This is a genomic window from Hadarchaeum sp. (SeqCode), from assembly GCF_038871235.1.
Lineage (GTDB): Archaea > Hadarchaeota > Hadarchaeia > Hadarchaeales > Hadarchaeaceae > Hadarchaeum.
In genome coordinates, this window is the sequence record NZ_JAVZIN010000005.1 from 1 (window position 1) to 17,295 (window position 17,295).

The 17,295-nt window shown below is 49.8% G+C and carries 23 protein-coding genes; 9 read left to right on the forward strand and 14 right to left on the reverse strand.

The window, feature by feature from the left end; all coding sequences use genetic code 11:
* Window positions 1–40 precede the first annotated feature (40 nt).
* Complete coding sequence (locus QXT02_RS02965; RefSeq protein ID WP_342811848.1) at window positions 41–784, reverse strand: matrixin family metalloprotease; 744 nt, start codon at window positions 782–784, stop codon at window positions 41–43.
* A gap of 475 nt (window positions 785–1,259) precedes the next feature.
* Here QXT02_RS02965 and QXT02_RS02970 point away from each other — a divergent pair, with 475 nt between their 5' ends.
* Entirely contained in the window at window positions 1,260–1,778 is a 519-nt protein-coding gene (locus QXT02_RS02970) for a VOC family protein (RefSeq protein ID WP_342811849.1), read from the forward strand.
* 79 nt (window positions 1,779–1,857) lie between these two features.
* On the opposite strand, the gene QXT02_RS02975 is transcribed toward QXT02_RS02970, so the two are convergent.
* On the reverse strand, window positions 1,858–2,631 hold the full coding sequence (locus QXT02_RS02975; RefSeq protein WP_342811850.1) for a DUF72 domain-containing protein: 774 nt from the start codon (window positions 2,629–2,631) through the stop codon (window positions 1,858–1,860).
* 146 nt (window positions 2,632–2,777) lie between these two features.
* Here QXT02_RS02975 and QXT02_RS02980 point away from each other — a divergent pair, with 146 nt between their 5' ends.
* Window positions 2,778–3,722 carry a Gfo/Idh/MocA family oxidoreductase gene (locus QXT02_RS02980; protein WP_342811851.1) on the forward strand — a complete coding sequence of 315 codons (945 nt, stop codon included), beginning with the start codon at window positions 2,778–2,780 and terminating at the stop codon, window positions 3,720–3,722.
* Between the two features lie 468 nt (window positions 3,723–4,190).
* Here the strand turns inward: QXT02_RS02980 and QXT02_RS02985 are convergent, their stop codons facing one another.
* From QXT02_RS02985 to QXT02_RS03005, 5 genes are read right to left on the reverse strand one after another with little or no spacing between them, the layout of a single operon-like run.
* Window positions 4,191–4,334 (reverse strand): hypothetical protein, encoded by a 144-nt coding sequence (locus QXT02_RS02985; RefSeq protein WP_342811852.1) that lies wholly within the window; start codon window positions 4,332–4,334, stop codon window positions 4,191–4,193.
* Window positions 4,331–4,705 carry a Fe-S cluster assembly scaffold protein NifU gene (gene nifU, locus QXT02_RS02990; RefSeq protein ID WP_342811853.1) on the reverse strand — a complete coding sequence of 125 codons (375 nt, stop codon included), beginning with the start codon at window positions 4,703–4,705 and terminating at the stop codon, window positions 4,331–4,333. Before nifU ends, QXT02_RS02985 begins: the two co-directional genes overlap by 4 nt.
* Complete coding sequence (gene nifS, locus QXT02_RS02995) at window positions 4,698–5,879, reverse strand: cysteine desulfurase NifS (protein WP_342811855.1); 1,182 nt, start codon at window positions 5,877–5,879, stop codon at window positions 4,698–4,700. Before nifS ends, nifU begins: the two co-directional genes overlap by 8 nt.
* Before the next feature lie 12 nt (window positions 5,880–5,891).
* Entirely contained in the window at window positions 5,892–6,257 is a 366-nt protein-coding gene (locus QXT02_RS03000) for a DsrE family protein (protein WP_342811856.1), read from the reverse strand.
* Between the two features lie 12 nt (window positions 6,258–6,269).
* Complete coding sequence (locus QXT02_RS03005) at window positions 6,270–6,509, reverse strand: sulfurtransferase TusA family protein (protein WP_342811858.1); 240 nt, start codon at window positions 6,507–6,509, stop codon at window positions 6,270–6,272.
* Window positions 6,510–6,771: 262 nt separating this feature from the next.
* On the opposite strand from QXT02_RS03005, the gene QXT02_RS03010 reads away from it, so the two are divergent.
* The 4 genes from QXT02_RS03010 to QXT02_RS03025 are packed head-to-tail and all read left to right on the forward strand — an operon-like array spanning window position 6,772 to window position 9,370.
* A complete protein-coding gene (locus QXT02_RS03010) occupies window positions 6,772–7,332 on the forward strand; it encodes a magnesium transporter (RefSeq protein WP_342811859.1) in 561 nt (186 codons plus the stop codon).
* Between the two features lie 5 nt (window positions 7,333–7,337).
* The gene (locus QXT02_RS03015) at window positions 7,338–7,898 is read left to right on the forward strand and encodes a magnesium transporter (RefSeq protein ID WP_342811978.1); all 561 of its coding nucleotides are present in this window, start codon (window positions 7,338–7,340) and stop codon (window positions 7,896–7,898) included.
* A 3-nt stretch (window positions 7,899–7,901) separates the two neighbouring features.
* Window positions 7,902–9,095: a potassium channel family protein gene (locus tag QXT02_RS03020; protein WP_342811860.1), complete on the forward strand. Its 1,194-nt coding sequence runs from the start codon at window positions 7,902–7,904 to the stop codon at window positions 9,093–9,095.
* Window positions 9,068–9,370, forward strand: coding sequence for a hypothetical protein (locus tag QXT02_RS03025; protein WP_342811861.1), 303 nt, complete (start codon window positions 9,068–9,070; stop codon window positions 9,368–9,370). Before QXT02_RS03020 ends, QXT02_RS03025 begins: the two co-directional genes overlap by 28 nt.
* Here the strand turns inward: QXT02_RS03025 and cgi121 are convergent, their stop codons facing one another.
* Window positions 9,371–9,937, reverse strand: coding sequence for a KEOPS complex subunit Cgi121 (gene cgi121 / locus QXT02_RS03030; RefSeq protein WP_342811862.1), 567 nt, complete (start codon window positions 9,935–9,937; stop codon window positions 9,371–9,373).
* Window positions 9,938–9,990: 53 nt separating this feature from the next.
* Here cgi121 and QXT02_RS03035 point away from each other — a divergent pair, with 53 nt between their 5' ends.
* From QXT02_RS03035 to QXT02_RS03045, 3 genes are read left to right on the forward strand one after another with little or no spacing between them, the layout of a single operon-like run.
* On the forward strand, window positions 9,991–10,677 hold the full coding sequence (locus QXT02_RS03035; protein ID WP_342811863.1) for an OB-fold nucleic acid binding domain-containing protein: 687 nt from the start codon (window positions 9,991–9,993) through the stop codon (window positions 10,675–10,677).
* A gap of 4 nt (window positions 10,678–10,681) precedes the next feature.
* Window positions 10,682–11,092 carry a translation initiation factor IF-2 subunit beta gene (locus tag QXT02_RS03040; RefSeq protein ID WP_342811864.1) on the forward strand — a complete coding sequence of 137 codons (411 nt, stop codon included), beginning with the start codon at window positions 10,682–10,684 and terminating at the stop codon, window positions 11,090–11,092.
* An 11-nt stretch (window positions 11,093–11,103) separates the two neighbouring features.
* Window positions 11,104–11,385 (forward strand): DUF424 domain-containing protein, encoded by a 282-nt coding sequence (locus tag QXT02_RS03045; protein WP_342811866.1) that lies wholly within the window; start codon window positions 11,104–11,106, stop codon window positions 11,383–11,385.
* Between the two features lie 6 nt (window positions 11,386–11,391).
* Here the strand turns inward: QXT02_RS03045 and QXT02_RS03050 are convergent, their stop codons facing one another.
* From QXT02_RS03050 to glp, 6 genes are all read right to left on the reverse strand, one after another.
* Window positions 11,392–12,180 (reverse strand): chorismate mutase, encoded by a 789-nt coding sequence (locus QXT02_RS03050; protein WP_342811867.1) that lies wholly within the window; start codon window positions 12,178–12,180, stop codon window positions 11,392–11,394.
* Window positions 12,180–13,052, reverse strand: a complete 873-nt coding sequence (locus QXT02_RS03055; protein ID WP_342811868.1) for a shikimate kinase — start codon at window positions 13,050–13,052, stop codon at window positions 12,180–12,182. Before QXT02_RS03055 ends, QXT02_RS03050 begins: the two co-directional genes overlap by 1 nt.
* A gap of 13 nt (window positions 13,053–13,065) precedes the next feature.
* The gene (gene aroC, locus QXT02_RS03060) at window positions 13,066–14,163 is read right to left on the reverse strand and encodes a chorismate synthase (RefSeq protein ID WP_342811869.1); all 1,098 of its coding nucleotides are present in this window, start codon (window positions 14,161–14,163) and stop codon (window positions 13,066–13,068) included.
* Between the two features lie 94 nt (window positions 14,164–14,257).
* The gene (moaA, locus tag QXT02_RS03065; RefSeq protein WP_342811870.1) at window positions 14,258–15,184 is read right to left on the reverse strand and encodes a GTP 3',8-cyclase MoaA; all 927 of its coding nucleotides are present in this window, start codon (window positions 15,182–15,184) and stop codon (window positions 14,258–14,260) included.
* A complete protein-coding gene (gene mobB, locus QXT02_RS03070; RefSeq protein WP_342811871.1) occupies window positions 15,174–15,908 on the reverse strand; it encodes a molybdopterin-guanine dinucleotide biosynthesis protein B in 735 nt (244 codons plus the stop codon). The genes moaA and mobB overlap by 11 nt, the downstream gene beginning before the upstream one ends.
* Window positions 15,901–17,142, reverse strand: a complete 1,242-nt coding sequence (gene glp, locus QXT02_RS03075; RefSeq protein WP_342811872.1) for a gephyrin-like molybdotransferase Glp — start codon at window positions 17,140–17,142, stop codon at window positions 15,901–15,903. Before glp ends, mobB begins: the two co-directional genes overlap by 8 nt.
* Between the last annotated feature and the right edge of the window lie 153 nt (window positions 17,143–17,295).

The following is a 17,295-nucleotide window of genomic DNA, read 5'->3' on the forward strand; positions in this document are numbered from 1 at the left end:
CTTCGGAGAAAGGAAGAAGAAACAAAAAGAAAGGCAGAGTTTAGTCGTATAGCTTGGTGATACCAGCCTTGTCGCCAGTATACAGATTCCTCTTGACTATTTCGCCTAAATCACTGTAGCCGTACATAGTTTCTTGGTACGCGGGGTCTTGGTACAAATCGTCTAATCCAGCCCCATGTCCTAACTCATGGGTTACTATATTCTGAAGGTCCATCACGCTTGCCATCGTCGTGGAGTCCCCCCATGCATAGTCCGTGTCAAGGACCATGTCGAACTCGAGGATCGTCTTCGTCTTGGTATTGTACCAGACGATCGTCACGGCGATAACACCGCTAGTGGGATAGTTACCCCAAACTATCGTGTTCTTGCCGTCAAGCTTGTCGCTCGTCCATGCGAGGTCGTCATAGCCTTTAATTGTAATTGTGATGGTGTTGTCAAATAGGTCCACAGGGACTCCTCCCCACCCGCTGTACGCACCGTCGTCCCACTCTTCAGCCGCCGTTCCTATGGTCGTTAGTACAAACGTTTCACCAAGGCCAGAAGGGTTAGCAGGGTTAACTTCCATATGGACCGGGAAACTCTTCCACTTTGCACCTAAGAGTTTATAAAAGCCCTCTTCGCCGCCTGGCTTTCCTTTCCCGGGATTATCCGGCTTCGCGCGGTGAATGAATATCTTCTGCGCGATGTCTGGAGGTCCTAGACTATCTGACTTCGCGAGCACTGGCACCACTATTATCCCAAAAAGGAGTACAACAAACAACATCGCCGGCAATACTCTTTTCAAATAATCCCCTCGAACTTTTTCCTAATATAAAATACGACCGAGTATAAATAATAGTTTCGTTCTCAATCCAACCTTACGCCTATCCTAAAAATATGTCCTCAACGAAAGTGAAGCCGTGGTATTCAAAGAATTTTTCCATGATTTAATTTTGAAATCAGATTGGAGGATTACCTGTAGAAATTATGTACAGCTGGCTGAATCACCCCTAAGTTTCACCAAGTCCAACCATCAGGCCGCTGCTTGAAAAAAATGGGATAAAGGAAACTGTTGAAAAACAGGCCCCCAACGCTTTTTCCCACCCATACCGAGCACCAACAAATTTTCGGCGGTTTGGCGGAGAATACGGGAACTCGTTGAACCGGGCGGCTTTGGTCTAAGCCTTTGCGGCTCGAAAATTTAGGCCTGAAATCCATTCTTTTTTACGAATGCTGTCTGAAAGCCTTTTTATGTTTAGCTCGAACTTAAATTGACTGCTATGCCCCATATCCCTAATAAGCCAAAAATTAAAGTTGGAAAAATTTCACAGATCGGAATTGTCACGAAAAATGTTGATAACGCCGTTAAAAGGTATTGGGAAACTTTAGGAATTGGGCCCTGGAAAATTCACCGATATGAACCCCCGAACCTCAGGGACACCAAACTCCGTGGTGTGCCCGCAAAATACTCCATGAAAATAGCGCTGGCCAAAGTAGGCAGTATCGAGTTAGAATTAATCGAGCCATTGAAAGGACCAAACCTTTATGAAGAATTTTTGGCGAAGAGGGGCGAAGGTTTTCACCACATAGCCAAATACCAAAAAGGAGATCTGAAAAAGGAACTTGATGCGTTTGAGGCTATGGGAATCAAAGTTCTTATGTCTGGCAAGTGTAAAGGCGTTGAGTTCTATTATCTGGACACGGAGCCGATTCTGGGCATAATTTACGAGCTGGTAAGAATTGGTAAGGGAGGCGTAATACCTCCGGTGGCCGTCTATCCTCCTGCAGAGTTGCGATGACCTTCAAAAATTATCTGTTAACCTCTTGACAAAAAAGTGAAAATTTACGGCACCAACACTTTTTTAGAAAGATGAATTTTCAATCCATTCGTTCAATGATTTTCTTCAGTTCTAAAGCGTTTTTGTACATCTCCGTGTTATTGAACAAAACATATACTTCCTCATGAGTTCCCTCCAGTTCCTTGACTTTTTTCGCCAGTTCTTCGAGTTCAGCCCCAGTGTAACAATAACGATAATCATATTCGCGTGGGTTTAGGCCGTGTAATCTGGTGTAGGCGACCGGATGCTCTGAAACTGGCCAGCGACGCATGAGATCAACGACATGCACCAAATCCAGTTCTCGGCAAATTCTCTTCACCTTGTCAGCGTTCTCCAGCCAGTCCCCACGCGGCTCCCATGCTAAGATAAGGTCGCTTCGGTCAATTCTTCTCAGAAAGCTGACCATATTTCTAATATTCTCCTCAGTACATCTGAAGTTCGGCGGGGTCTGTATGACGCAAATTTTCGCCCTTAGAGCGACACAGATCTCCTTCGTGCGCTGCCAGGCCTCAAGATTTTCCTCGGTCGGTCGGAGCCAGCCGTAATTCCTCTCCTGCTCTGGTGTCAGCTTCAGCCCGGAGCGCCTCCAGGTCGGGCTCGAGGGAAGATGAGTAACGGCCTGCCAGGCTTTCACAGTTATCTCGAAATCATCCGGAACCTCACCGCGCCATCGCTGGGCGGTCTTAAGCATCGGCAATTTATAGAAGGTCTGCTGACATTCGACCAAGGGAAACTTTCGCGCGTAGGCCTTCAGCCCACCTTTATAGAAGCCCCACCCGCAACAGCCGATCTTCATCATCTTTAGTATCCGCACTCCAGCAGAAAAACAGTTCGGAAATTTTTAAACCATGTCCAACAAACGATGTTTTATGGAAAAGGTCGGAGTCGGGATCGCCGGTTTAGGATTTATGGCCCGGGTTCATTCAAGGGCTTTGGTCGAGATCCCGGAGGCAAAGATAGTTGCTGCCTGGTCCAAGTTTCCTGAAGAACATGGAAAATTTGAAGTTCGCGGATGGACTTGGGTTCAAGATCAAGAGGTTTTATACCGAAATTGAAAAAATGGCCAGCGATCCTGAAGTCGAGGCGGTCATCTGCGCCATACCTCCCAGATTCATGGTACCCGTTGCCGCCGAAATCATAGGAGCCGGAAAGACCGCCCTTCTAGAATGCCCACCTTCAGATAAACTGGAAGGAATAGACCAACTCAGTGAACTGGCAAAAAGACAAAAAGTTAAGGTAATGCCGGGACTCTACTACCGCTTTGTCCCCTGCTTCAGGAAGGTAAAGGATCTCATCGAAGCTGGTGAGATCGGCAGCCCAGTGTCTGTCGGCTTCAAAGAGTTCGTGCCAGCTGACAGCTTGGCTAGGCAATGGTCACCTGATTCATGGTCTTGGAACATATCTAATGGTGGACCCATACCGATGATGACCATTTTCTGCATGGATCTGGCCCGCTGGATCTTGAAGTCAGAACCCATCTCATTTTCAGCCTCGATCAGATGGTTGGAGCTCCCCAAGTACGGCACATTAGGATACCAAGTGACAAACGTGATCAGATTTAAAAACAATGTAGTCTGGAGCAACGAATTCACTAGCGACGACAGTCCTCAAGCAGGTCCGCCGCTGAAGATGGAAATTCTGGACCATGAGGGCAACGCTGTGATCGTCGACGGACCTGAAAAGGTAATTCTTAGAACAGAGGGAGAGAGAAAGGAATGGTCCTTACAGCTATCTCGAACCGAGCGCTGTAGCCACAAGACTGAGGATAAGTATTTTCTCAGATCGGTGGTTTTGAAAAAGGAAGAACCGGTAGTAAACTTAACGGACGCGAAAAAGGCGCTGATGATGTCGCTAGCAATTTTGAAATCATCCCAAAGCGAAAATCCGGTCTCCTTCAAATCTTAATTTCACCAATTTCTTCCCATTGATAACTAAACCGTTTCCTCGTCTCTTTAAACATCCAAATTTCAAAAATCATGAACTATAAGGTCTAACTGGCAAAAATTATCGCTTTTTTCGCAATTCCCAATTTTGAAATATCTCAATTTTCCAAAAAATCTTTAAAAACAAAGACGCGGAAAGAATAGTGCGGCAGGGATCAAAGCCTGCAGAGGTGGTCAAACCGGAGCCTACGGGCAACGGGGACCCGTGTAAAAACCCGGGCGAAAAACCGGGGAAGGACGCGGGTAAGTTCCGTGGAAGAACGGGACGAGACAGCGACTGCAGGAAAAAGATCCCAACACGAAAAGACGGCGAGTAAACGAAGTGGTCGAGATTCGTGAGCTCGCTGGACGAGTAGTGGAGGGATCGAGTCCCTGCCGCTTTTTATTTTGGAATCTCAAGCCCTGAAAAGAATTTTTTCTCACTTTCCCGTCATTTTTTCTCAAAACGTTTGGCGTGACTCTCGCAACAAAAGAAGTACTCCTTGCCGCCGATAACCCTCTTGTGAACCGCAAAAACACACTTTTTTCCCTGAATCTCAGCTTGGCAGAGCTCGCACTTTATAAAATTCTTCATCTTTTACCTCCCTTGGCTAGATAATCCTTTATGGCTGCATGCAGAGCATCGGCGGCCAAATTAGAGCAATGCATCTTCACTGGCGGCAATCCCCCAAGGTCCTTCGCCACGTCATCCCGAGTTATCCTCAAGGCCTCCTCGATGGTCTTTCCCTTGGCAAGTTCGGTTGTCATACTGCTTGTGGCTATTGCGGCGCCACAACCGAAGGTCTTGAACTTGATATCGGCTATCCTGTTGTCCTTCACCTTGATATAGATCGTCATCATGTCTCCGCACACGGGGTTGCCAACCGTCCCAACGCCATCAGCGTCCGGAATTTCACCCATGTTGCGCGGATTCCTAAAGTGATCCATCACCTTTTCACTATACATCCACAAGCAACTCCTTTGGGGTAAGTGGAGACATCACACGTAACCTTTTCACAATTCCAGGTAATAAGCCCAGCACATAGTCCACGTCTTCCTCGCTGTTCTGTCTGCCGAGGGTGAACAGCAGCGACCCGTGTGCCTCCTCATGCTTCAGTCCCGTGGCCAGCAGCACATGAGAGGGCTCAAGCGTCTTTGAAGTACAGGCTGATCCTGAAGAGCAAGCCACCCCCTCCATGTCAAGACTTAGGATTAGCGCTTCTCCTTCGATGTAGCTAAATCTGACGTTGACATTGTTCGGCAGCCTGTGGGTCGGGTGCCCATTTAGGAACGATACGGGAATGTTATCCAAGATACCCCTAATTAGTTTGTCCCGAAGTCCCGCTAGCCTCCGGGACTCGTCCTTCATCTCGGCCTTGGCTATCTCCGCCGCCTTTCCCATCCCCACTATGCCTGGCAAGTTCTCGGTTCCCGACCTCAGCCCACGCTCCTGCCCGCCGCCCTGTATTAACGGTACGATTCGTACCCCGGACTTAAGATAAAGGGCCCCGACACCCTTAGGACCATAAATGTCGTTAGATGAAAGCGAGAGCAGGTCGATACCCTCGGCCTTGACATCTATGGGAACCTGACCCACTGCGGCCACCGCATCCACATGTAAAAGCGCACCACGCTCGTGGATTATGCCACTGATCTCCTTAATTGGTTCAATCGTGCCTATCTCTCCGTTGGCATACATAATCGAGACCAGAATGGTCCTGTCCGTGAGCTCTCTTTTCAGCGCCTCCAGATCCACAACGCCATGCTTATCCACCGGAAGATAGGTGACCTCAAAACCTTGCTTCGTCAGCTCCTTGCAGGTGTTAATCACCGACATGTGCTCAATGGAACTGGTGATGATGTGATTCCCTCGATCACGATTTCTCAGCGCTACTCCTTTGATAGCCAAGTTATTGCTTTCAGTCCCTCCAGAGGTGAAAATGATCTCCTCCTTCTTTGCTGCCCCAATCAACTCCGCGACCTTGCCCCGCGCCTCCTCCATTGCCTCACGAGCTTCATTGCCCGGAGTGTGAACTGTTGAGGGATTTCCATACTTCTGGGTGAAGTAGGGCAACATGGTCTTGAGAACCCGCTCATCCACCGGCCTCCCAGCGGCGTGATCAAGGTAAACCCTCTTCATCTTACTACCTCATCAGAAGCATATCACGGCGTCTGCCTCTAAAACTCGGTCGTTTAGCGTGGCCGCACCGACGATCTTGGCTTGGTCCACAAAGTCACCTCGTCCCAATCCTAGCAGCATGCAACTCTGCTCGCAAACCTCGAGCTTCACCCCGGCTTGCACGGCTTGGTCCATCACCTGTTTTAGCGAAGGAAAGCTGCCCAACCTGATCCTCTCCGCCTCACCCTTCTTGACCACAGTGACACCTTTTATCAGGAAGTAGATTGTTGCCTCGATTCCCATCGCTGCAGCCGTTGTTGCCAAGATGAAGGGCGCATAGGTCCGCTCGGGTGTGTCAACGCCGCTGGTCTGAAGGTAGAGAATTTTTTTCCTCTCCAAAATACCACCCCCTCATTTTTTTCTAATCAAAAACCTGAGGATTCCGCCCTCCTTGCTGAACTCCAAAATCTCATGTCCAAGATGCTTAACTAAGCTGCCGATGTCCTCCACCGCGGCAGGATCGTCAGCCAGAACTTCCAGCACCTCACCAGAGTTCAGTTTATCCAGCTCCATGCGCGTTCTAAAAACTGGCTCCGGACAGTATAACCCCAGACAGTCCAAGGTAGTTTTCGGCTTCTCATCAGCGGGCATCGTCCCCTTGAAATTATGCCCCTGTTATATTATAAAGTTATCACTGAAAATCGATTCGTTCTTAAAAAAACGATTAAAATTCTTCAAATCACTACCGTCACTGCGGTGGAAATCTCCATTGTTCTGATCAATACAAAAACATTCAAAAAGAGATTTGACCTTGGATCATTTTTCATCAGCTGAAACTACAGCTGGTGGTTTTGACTCTCAGAAATTAAAAAACGTATATAGAAAGCCGACCAACGCCTTTTAAGGGAGACCTATGCCTCAGAGCGTCAACGTAAGACCAATAGTTATCCAAGGCCTATCCGTCCTGATTCTGTGTGCCATCATCGAAATTCTAACCGGAAACATAATGGAGGGGATGAGTGAGAAGCTCACCGTTACTCTGCCCGGACTCATTCTGATAATTCCACCGCTTTTGGACCTGAGGGGGAACGTCAACGGCGCGTTAGCCTCCCGACTGGGTACTGCCCTTCACACTGGTATCTTGGAGCCCAAGTTTTCGATGACCGAAGAATTAAAAATTAATGTGGCCTCTTCATTGATCCTCAGCCTAATCGCCTCGGCCACCATCGGGGTAATCGCCTCTTTGATAAGCCTGCTCTTTGGAATAAGCGCCATTAACTTCATCACGCTCATTCTCGTCGCAGTGGCCGCCGGTTTCATCTCAGGCGTCATCTTAGCTGTCCTGACCGTCGCCGTTTCCATTTTCTCTTACATCCGTGGTTGGGATCCAGACAACATTACAGCGCCACTGATGGCCACAATCGGTGATTTGATCACCATGGTCTCAATTTTCATCGTTGTGCTGGCGGTGTGAGGAAGATGACCGCCTACAGCCTCAAAAGAATATTGTGGGAAAGCTACCCGGTGCTCATCCTCTGCGCAGTGATCTCCTTAAGCGCGGGACTCATCCTCCAATCGCAGCTGGAGAGCATAAAGACGCTGCCGCTGATATTGGTGATGGTTCCTCCGATCAACGGTATAAACAACAACGTCTGCAGCATACTTGGCTCGAGATTAACCTCAGCGCTGCACATCGGTACCATCGATCCTAAATTTGGTAAACAAGCGGTACTCAGAAGAAATGTCCAAGCTACTTGGCTCATGAGCTTAGGTGTCTTTGTTTTCACCAGCGTTATCTTCTTCGCCATGGCTCTCATCTTCGGAATAAACCCGGTTCAATCAGTCGCGATCATGGGCGCCTTTTTCCTAGCCAGTATGGTGGCAATAGGCGTGACGATGTTCTGCACCGTCTGGCTCGCTTTCGTCTCGTTCTCCAAGGGCCTAGATCCAGACAACGTGGTGATTCCAATCGTCACCTCGATTGGTGATATTATCGGAGTTACATGTTTAATTATGGCGATGAAGATAATAGGAGTGTAGAAAATGCAGCTCCCAGAGTATAAACCGAGGAGCGTGCGCGAGCTCCTGACCGAGATGAAGGACACTTCTGACCTCATGGTGGACCTTGCTTACGCAGCCTTACTCTACGAAAGCAAGGAGTTAGCCAATCTCGTCCACCAGCTGGAGTCTAAGATGGATGAGCTGATGTACACCATAAGGATCATGGCCGCCGTAGCGGCCAGGAATGTCAAGGAAGCCCATAAGATAACCGGAATACTGCAGGTGGCCAGCTCCGCCGAGGCCATCTCTAATGCCACCGGCGACATGGCCGACCTGATCAGCATGAAGATGGGCATTCATCCGGTGATAAAGGATGCCCTGCGCGCCGCTGATGAGAAAATAGTTAAGCTAAAGATCTCTCCTGGGTCAAATTTGGACGGTAAATCTCTACGCGAGATCAAACTGCCATCTAGTATAGGCGTCTGGGTACTGGCTATCAAAAGAAATGGGGAATGGGTGGCTCCAATAAGGAAGGACGCACAGCTTCAAGCTGAGGATGAGCTGGTGGTGAAGGGTCCACTTTACGGGATAAGAATCATTCATGAAATGGCCGGAGCAAAATTCGAACCTTTCACCGCCGAAACTAGGCTGAAAAAGCTTCGTAACGAGATGGCCAAGATGCGTGACTTGAGCGACATCGCCGTGGACTTAGCCTACTCCTCGCTCATGCTGGGCTCGACGGAAGTTGCGGAGGAAGTCAGGGAGATAGAGGAAGCCTTCAACAAGTTTAACTATCAAACTTGGCTGGATACCTTAAAGATCGCTGCGGAAGAGAAGAAAAACATCGCCAAGTTAAACAGCGTCCTCCAGATGGCGAGATATATGGAATCAATAACCGATGCAGCCGATTCCATTGTTGATGTCGTCATCAGAAAAATAGAGCTTCACCCGGTCTTCGCTAAGGCGCTCTCTGAATCTCTAGAAAAAATCTGTCGGGTAAAAATAGCTGCCGGTTCAAGGTTTGCGGGTAAAACGCTGGAAAAACTGAACCTCTGGGGCACCATTGGCGTCTACGTGCTGGTGATAAAGAGAGGCAATAAGCACATTATCACACCTGGTGGCAACGTTAAGCTCAAGGCCGACGACATTGTGACTGTGCGCGGGTCTTTTGAGGGGATTGAAAAGTTCCAGAAGGAGGCCTGTACCATATGCGAACTATCTGGTGCAACGACATAGAGGACCTGTTGAGCATCGCCAGAAACCAAGGCTGGCTCTTTTACTACCACCATCAAGGCAAACACTATTACTACCTCTATGTAGGTTCGGAACGAGAGATACTCTGCCTTGCCATCGAGGCCAAGGAAAAGCTGGCAGGCAAATACGTCACCATTGATGATGACGGAAACATCGTGACTTCCAACAAACCCATCATGCCAGCTTGCTCCAGAATCGTGGGCGTGGCCAAGGACGAGGAATTTGAGAAGCTCTTGGAGTTCCTTCGACCCAGCTAGCTATTTCTCCAACGCAAGCAGAGCGATGCGCTCCAGCACTATGCTCTGAATCGGGGCCAGTTCAGCTTCTCGGGCAATCGAGAAGGCTCTCCGGATCTCAGGGATTTTTTCCGACTTCATCTCCATTAGGGAATTATCCCAAATTGCGCCGAGATCCTTAAAAATTTTCAATATCGCTTTTCTCACTTGTGAAGCCGAACTGCCGACCGAAACAAGCGCCAAATCATTTCTGCCGCTGCGGACACCCATCTTCTCAAAGGCGCGGTAGATCTGACGTTCAGCGGCTACCCAGCAGATGAGTTCTATGGCAAGGGAACTGGCAAAGCCACGCCCGCTCTCAAAGGCGATAATGGCCAAGCGCGAGGCGTGGACGAGATGCTCCACCCCGGCAACCCGCAGGGAGTTGAAGGCTTGGGTGACCGTCCCCACTTCAGCGTCCGTCTTGGCCAGCCTGCGAACAAATCCTTCCACGCTGTCCACATTGAAAGTCCCTGAAGCCAAGCCAAGAACCCGAACACCAAAGGAACCCCTGATTCTGTAAACCATGACCCCTCGCGGAAGGCTCATAAGTCTTCGCCTCTAGATATTCCACGATTATAATGCGGCCCGCGGCTTATAAGATGAGAATAGAGGACGTTGTGCTAGGTCAGTATATTCGCTCTCCCGATGGCACACAGCCGAGCTACCTTCTGACCCCGTGGGGAGAACAAGTCACCAGAGTTCGGGTGATGGGAACCGTAGTCGACAAGTTCATCAGAGAAGATCAGGGCTATGCGACATTGAGAATTGACGATGGGAGCGAAACCATCAGCCTCAGAGCTTGGCAGGAGACAGCCAAGGAGCTTGACAAATTCAACTTGGGAGAAATCATCGACGTCGTGGGCAGGGTCAGGGAATTCAACGGTGAAATTTACCTCGTCCCCGAACTGCTTATCCGCGTCGAAGACCCCAACTGGGAACTAGTTAGGGAACTTGAGATAATTGCAATGAGAAGAGAGGCCCTCGCCGCCGGGGTAAAGCCAAAGTTCGTCAAACAGGAGCCAAAAGAGCTGAATATAACCGCGCCTGCGGAGATTGCTGAAACCGCGGAGATTGAAGAAGAGCCGCTTCCCGTAGTACCCGACGAACTCAAGAAAAAAGTGGCCATCGCCATCGAGAAGCTTGACACGGGATCTGGGGTGGACCCAATCAAGATAGCCAATGAACTGAACCTGAGCTTGGCCCAGATAAACGACGCCCTCAGAGTCATGTTCGTCGAAGGTGATGTATTTGAACCCGCAACCGGTAAGTTCAGACTGGCGAGGTGAAGGAATGGAAGAGGACTATGAAAAGCTACTGGAAAGGGCAATCGAGCAAATACCCAAAACTGTCTTCGAGAGTTCCCGTTTCCAGATACCTGAGGCTGACATCACCACGGTAGGTAATCGAACCATCCTCAGGAATTTCAAGACCATTGCCACGGCCTTCAACAGGGAGCCCGAGCATCTGATGAAGTATCTCCTCAGGGAACTCGGTGCCGCCGGTGACATTCAGGGGGCACAAGCGGTGTTCCAAGGAAAGTTCTCAGCCGTTACGGTTCAGGACAGGATTCGCCGCTATGCTGAAGAGTTTGTACTCTGCAAGGAATGCGGAAAGCCTGATACTAGATTGGAAAAAAGAGAGAGGGTGTATGTCCTGAGGTGTGAGGCCTGCGGGGCGCGTAACCCAGTCAGGGGAGTGTGAGCCTGCCCTTATTGAAGATAATTCAAACGCAGGGTGAAAACTTGGTCATCATCTGCGACCGCGAGCTTCTGGGAAAAAAATTCAAAGAGGGAAAATTCCAGATCGAGGTCAAGGAATCATTCTATTCTGGAAGAGAAGCCACCGTTGATGAGTGCATCCAAGCCCTGCGTAATGCGACCATCGCCAATATGTTGGGCTCAATAGTTAACCACGCGATTGAAGCCGGAATTGTCGACAAAAATAACGTCCTCAGAATAGCTGGAGTACCCCACGCTCAGCTAGTCAGGCTCTGAACTGGGTCAATAAACTATTACGCTCCTGACGCTGGGGAGTTTTCTCAGCGCCTCGATGATCTCTCCCCTCACCGGCTCATCGGTGATTATGGTCAGCTTTGGCTGGGGCACGAAGTTGGGATCATCGGCCACGGACTGCCTGATGCTGAGGCCGAATTTGGCAATAACTCCCGTAACTTCCTTCAATATTCCTGGCCTCGTGGCATCTTCAGGTATGATCTCTATCACGCCCAGACCTAACTGCTGTGCAAACCCCTTGAGATAGGCAATTGGCTCTAGATTCTCAAAGATTTCGCGAAGCTTGGGGTCGCTGAGTATACGGTGAGCAGTGAAATCAACTACCCTTCTGTCAACACCCGCCTCCTTGGCTATCTGGACCGCAGGAATTCTGATACTGCCACAAGCAATAGTGCCATCCTCCATAACTCTGAGTCCGTACTTAAACATCACCTTGGCCACACTCATCTGGGCTGGATAGTCCCGGAAAGCCTGCTGAACCCGGTTCCAGACCCCAACACCTCCCCAACGCAATCTCTCCTCCCCGACCATCTGGGCCATGACCAGCCTCATCACGCTCTCGATAAAATCAGGGTCTACATCCAATTCTTGGGCAAGTTTGCGGGCTCGGTCAATCACATGGCGTTCTCGAACTTCATCCTTGATCTCAGCCCCGAGCTTCTTCTTCAACGCGACGATGTCCTCTGAGAGTCTGAGCCTTTCCGCGAGTAGCTTAATCAGTTTCTCGTCTATCTCATCTATCTTGCGCCGTATTTCTTTCAGATTATCCCCACCCATCAAACTCCCTCCACCCTCGCACCTTCAATCGCAGGTTTGGTGATCAATATCCTGCCCCGCCACGCGCGCCAGGCCTTAACTATATCCACAACTTTATCCGGCTCCGCCACGGCCACGGTGGCAGAGCCGGTGCCGGTTAATCCGGCGGCTACGGCACCCTTGGAGATGGCCTCGATAGCTATCATTGGATCATGGCCGAGCGCAGTAGAGTACAGCAGACCATTGATGGTCAGGGACTTCCAGATTTCACCCCGCAGGGCCATTCGGTGGACTGATTGAACTGCTCGGTAGATATGGCGTAGATCTTCCGGACTCACCTTGGACGTGTAAAACTTGACCGGAGGAACGTGAACCACCACGACTAGTCTTGGATCCACCTTAAATCTCTTCAAAATTTTGCGCTTCAAATTATCGGTGATGACCCCGCCACCGTAGAAGGATGCTGCCGCGTCATCGAGAGCACCGGTCACCGTGACTCCAGCCTCAAAGGCAGATTCAATCCCGATTTCAAGCACCTGTTCTGGTTTGGGCCTCTGGTCGCAGGCTGCAAAGGTAGCTAGGACCACCGCGTTAGCCGCCGCGCTGCTACTTGACAATCCCACCGCGATAGGGATCTCGGAGGTAGTTTCAACAACAGCACCGTATTTTTTCATTCCCAAATTTTCTAGAACTCTTCGAACACAGATCTCAATCAGCCTCGGGCTTTCTTTCCTCTGACCCAGTATTCGACCCGAGATCTTTCCCCCCTTGGTCAGTCTAACCCTCGCCTGAACTCTTAAATCAACGCCAAAAGCTGCCCCCTTGCCAGCTGCGATGGCATTGACCACCGTGGCGGAAGCACAGGCGGAAGCGATGCCAACACCTCTTCCCAAACCAGACCCCCTTTCAACTAAACCTGTCCGGATTAATTTTTCCCGCACGAATCATGTGATCAGCCAGAACCAAGGCCAACATCGCCTCAGCCACCGGCACTATCCTAGGGCATATGTTTGGGTCAAAGCGCCCCTCAAGGCGTATCTCGGTCCCTTTCATTTTTGCTAGATCAACCGTTCGCTGTGGTTTCGATATCGATGGCGTAGGCTTAACCATCAGACGAGCCACAATCGGCATTCCAGTTGAAATTCCACCCAGAATTCCGCCCGCCCTGTTAGTGGCTGTGAATATCTTGCCCTCTCTTATAACTATGGCATCGTTTGCCTCTGAGCCTCGCATCCGCGCAAGCTTATCCCCCTCTCCGATGATAACCGCCTTTACTGAGCCGATTGACATCAACGCCCCAGCTATCTCGGCATCAAGTTTCCCAAACACGGGCTCTCCCAACCCTGCCGGTACCCCATGCGCCTGAACCTCAACAACGCCTCCGGTACTGTCACCTTCTGCGGCGGCCTCCAGAATTGCCTTCATCATCATCTCCGCCTTTTCAGGTACAGCACACCTAATCGGATTTTTCTCCACGTTTCTTCGGATCTCCTCGAGCGTTGGCTGTCTATCTATAGAAACGCCCGCCGCCTCCACGGTGTGGGCCAAGATCTCCACACCATGTGCAGCCAAAAGTTTCTTTGCCACGGCCCCGGCCGCAACCCTGCCTATCGTCTCCCTAGCGGAGCTTCTTCCGCCACCGCGATAATCAACATGGCCATACTTTAACCAGTAGGTGAGATCTGCGTGCCCTGGGCGAGGCTTTGTCCTAATTCTCTCATATGGTTTAGAATCAACGTCAAGATTACGGACGACCATACAGATGGGGGCTCCAGTAGTTTTTCCCTTAAAGACACCGGAGAGAATTTCCACCTTATCTTTCTCCTTCCGCGGCGTGGTCAAAATTGACTGCCCAGGACGACGCCGATCCAGTTCCCGCTGAACATCGGCCTCGCTCAGCGGCATCCCTGCCGGAACCCCGTCGACAACCACTCCGATTGCCGAGCCATGGCTTTCCCCGAAGGTGGTTATCTTAAAAATCTTGCCGAAGGTGTTTCCCCCCATCACCACACCAGAGGAATCCTCGATTTCAATCTATAAATCACCATCTATAATCGAGCCCTCAAAACCGCAAATTGTCGTGGTTCGTGGAGATAATTCACAGGGCGTGCGGACACTTCTCTGTTCTCTTAAAGTAGGGCTCACGTCTGCCCACCGCCTCGACGAATGATTTTTTTGCCCCGTCAACATCCCCGGCCCGCACCCATGACAGAATATCGACCAAATTGTCATTTCTCATCAGACATGGTTTGAGGTAACCGTCGGGCGTCAACCTCAATCGGTGACAGTGAGCGCAGAACCTTGTGTTGTGCATCGGGCGTACTACTTCAACCTCCCCATTAGGTAATAGGTATCTCTTGCGCGACTGCATTAGCCGTCTCGTCCTGACCGCGATCGCCTTGGCGGCAAGCTTTCGTTCAATCTCCTCAAGGGCCAAGTGATGCTCTTGGAAATCCTCTCCATTCAAATCCACCAGCTCTATGAGTTGGAGTATCATACCTCGTTCACCAGCAAAATCAATCATCCTGTCGATCTCATCCTCATTTATCCCCTTGAGCAAAACCATATTCAATTTGATGGGGACAAGTCTAGCCTCCAGTGCAGCGTTTATCCCGTCGAGGACCTCCTCCAGTGACCCGTTCTGAGTGATCTTGGCAAATTTCTCGGCGTCGAGCGTGTCCAAGCTTATGTTGACCCGGTCCAGTCCTGCCTCCGCAAGTTCATGCGCCCTCTCTGAAAGCAAGGCACCATTGGTCGTCATGGAAATCTCTCTGATCCCAGGCTTAGCTGAAGCAGCAACGATATCCACTATATCATCGCGCAGGAGGGGCTCCCCGCCGGTGATCTTGATCTTCCCAACGCCCAACTCAGAGGCTATCTTAACTATGCTACCAATTTCATCGGGGGACATCTCTCGAGAACTCTCAGGACACCCCTCGCGATGACAGTAAAAACAGTTGAAATTACAGTTCTCAGTTACTGAAATCCTGAGCCCGTTAACGTAACGGCCATATCTATCTATCAAGATTAGTCACCCTCATCTCAATGATTTTTCCCCGAGAATCCTTCAGTGAACTTACCATTCCTTTAACCACGCCAGCCAACAACTCCTGAACAAATGGTTTGAGTGGGATTTGCTTGTCGTCTATTTTTAAAATGACTCTGCCCGTCAAGGCTTCGCATTCCTCCCATCGTTTCTTTCCGGAGACAACTGCCACAGCAAATTTCTCACAACTATCGAATCCACATCGCCTGCAGTTGAGAGCAAAAAGTGGTGGAAAGGACCTCTGCTCAATGAGATCCACTATTTCCTTAACCTGCTTGAAATCGAACGATGGCACCGTGGGCCACCGGAAACCAACACAGGCTATGGTAAGCCCATCCACGAGTTTTTCGGCCTCGGCTTGGTTTCTTGCCACAACTACCTTCGCCAATCCACGAAAAGTTTTGAAACCTTCCACAACTACGAAATCGACCCCCGATAAACTTTTCAATATTTCTTCAAGTCCGGCCGAACGTTTCTCAATTCTAGCTATCTCACTTGGAGCTAGGGAAATCACCAGCTCTGCACCAGCCTTGGCGTGTGCCCAGGTATCCTTACCTGTTTGGTCGATAGTAAAGTGCTTCTCAGGAATGTGTTTAACGGTGCCCACACGATAACCGCGTTTGACCAGTTCCCTCACAATCGAAACCACTAATTTTGTCTTTCCAGCACCGTGAAATCCAGTCACCGAAAGAACTTTATACAAGACTGCACCCCCTAAAAAGCTTCACTTCCACACTCTCCCCTTCCTCGACAATTTCCCGCTCAAGCGGCACTTCAATGTAACCATCTGCAGTTGAGAGCGACGTTATCGCACCTGATCCTTTGAGAATGGGCTCCGCTAACTTCTGACCATCTTTTTCCACCAATTTTACCGGAACAAACTCCTGCCTCCCCCTAGCTGAAAGCAACTTTGTTGCCAGCTTTGCCTGAACAACGCTTTGCCGGCTCCGTGGAATACCTGAAAGCTCGTGGAGATAATCAGCAACCAACTGATCAAATACCATTAGCGCGGACACGGGATATCCGGGCAGACCGAAGATGGGCTTGTTTTTAACCACGGCGATAAAGGTCGGTTTGCCCGGCTTCATGGCAATACCATGAACGATCACACCTGGTCTGCCAAGGGTGGCTATGGCTCGAGGTGTTAGATCACCTGTGCCAACGGACGAACCACCGGATATCAGAACTACATCGGCGATTTTAATGCCATTACTGACCGCAGCCTTTATGGCTGAGAATCTGTCTGAAATAGTGCCTAGAAAAACTGGTTCGCCGCCGCAGGCCCTCACCGACTCAGAGAGCGATGTCGCGTTAACATCGTAGATTTTTCCCTTCCTGAGCTTTGCTCCCGGCTCCACCAACTCAGACCCTGTGGAGATCACCGCCACCTTTGGCCTGTCCTTAACCATAATTTTTTTGACACCTATCGCTGCCAAAACCGCAACGTCCAGAAGATTAAGCTGCTTTAAACGTCCGATGACAATCTGGCCTTTCTTTATGTCCGATCCGCGGCTAGTAACGTTTTCCCAAGGAGACACTGACCGATAAATATTCACCGACCCATCTTCAACCACAGCATATTCCGACATTACCACCGCGTCAGCTCCCCGCGGAAGTGGGGCGCCTGTCGTTATCTCTACGCTTGATCCCGGCCGGAGATGCATTCGGGGCCAAGTTCCGGCCAGAACCCTGCCAACCAACTTAAGTTTAATAGGAGAGCTTTCAGTCGCCCCAAATGTATCTGAGGCTTTTACCGCGAAACCATCATAGGTCGCCCTGTCGAATGGTGGAACATCTATTTTTGATTTTATCTCTGTTGAGCTAACCCTGCCTATTGCATGAGAAAATGAGACATAAACATCGCGTGGTTTAGGTTTCCAAAATTTATCCAGCGCAGCTTTCGCTTCTTCCAGAGAAATTACGCCAAGTTCGGCCATCTCATCGCATACTATTAAACAACAAAGTTTATTATTTCACTTTTGGTTAAACAAATATGGCTAACAAAAGAGGGAACAACAACGCCTTAAAAAAATTTTTATAACTTGATTGTAAAGTAAACATCATGACTGAAAGGGTTCAAAAGGATTCGT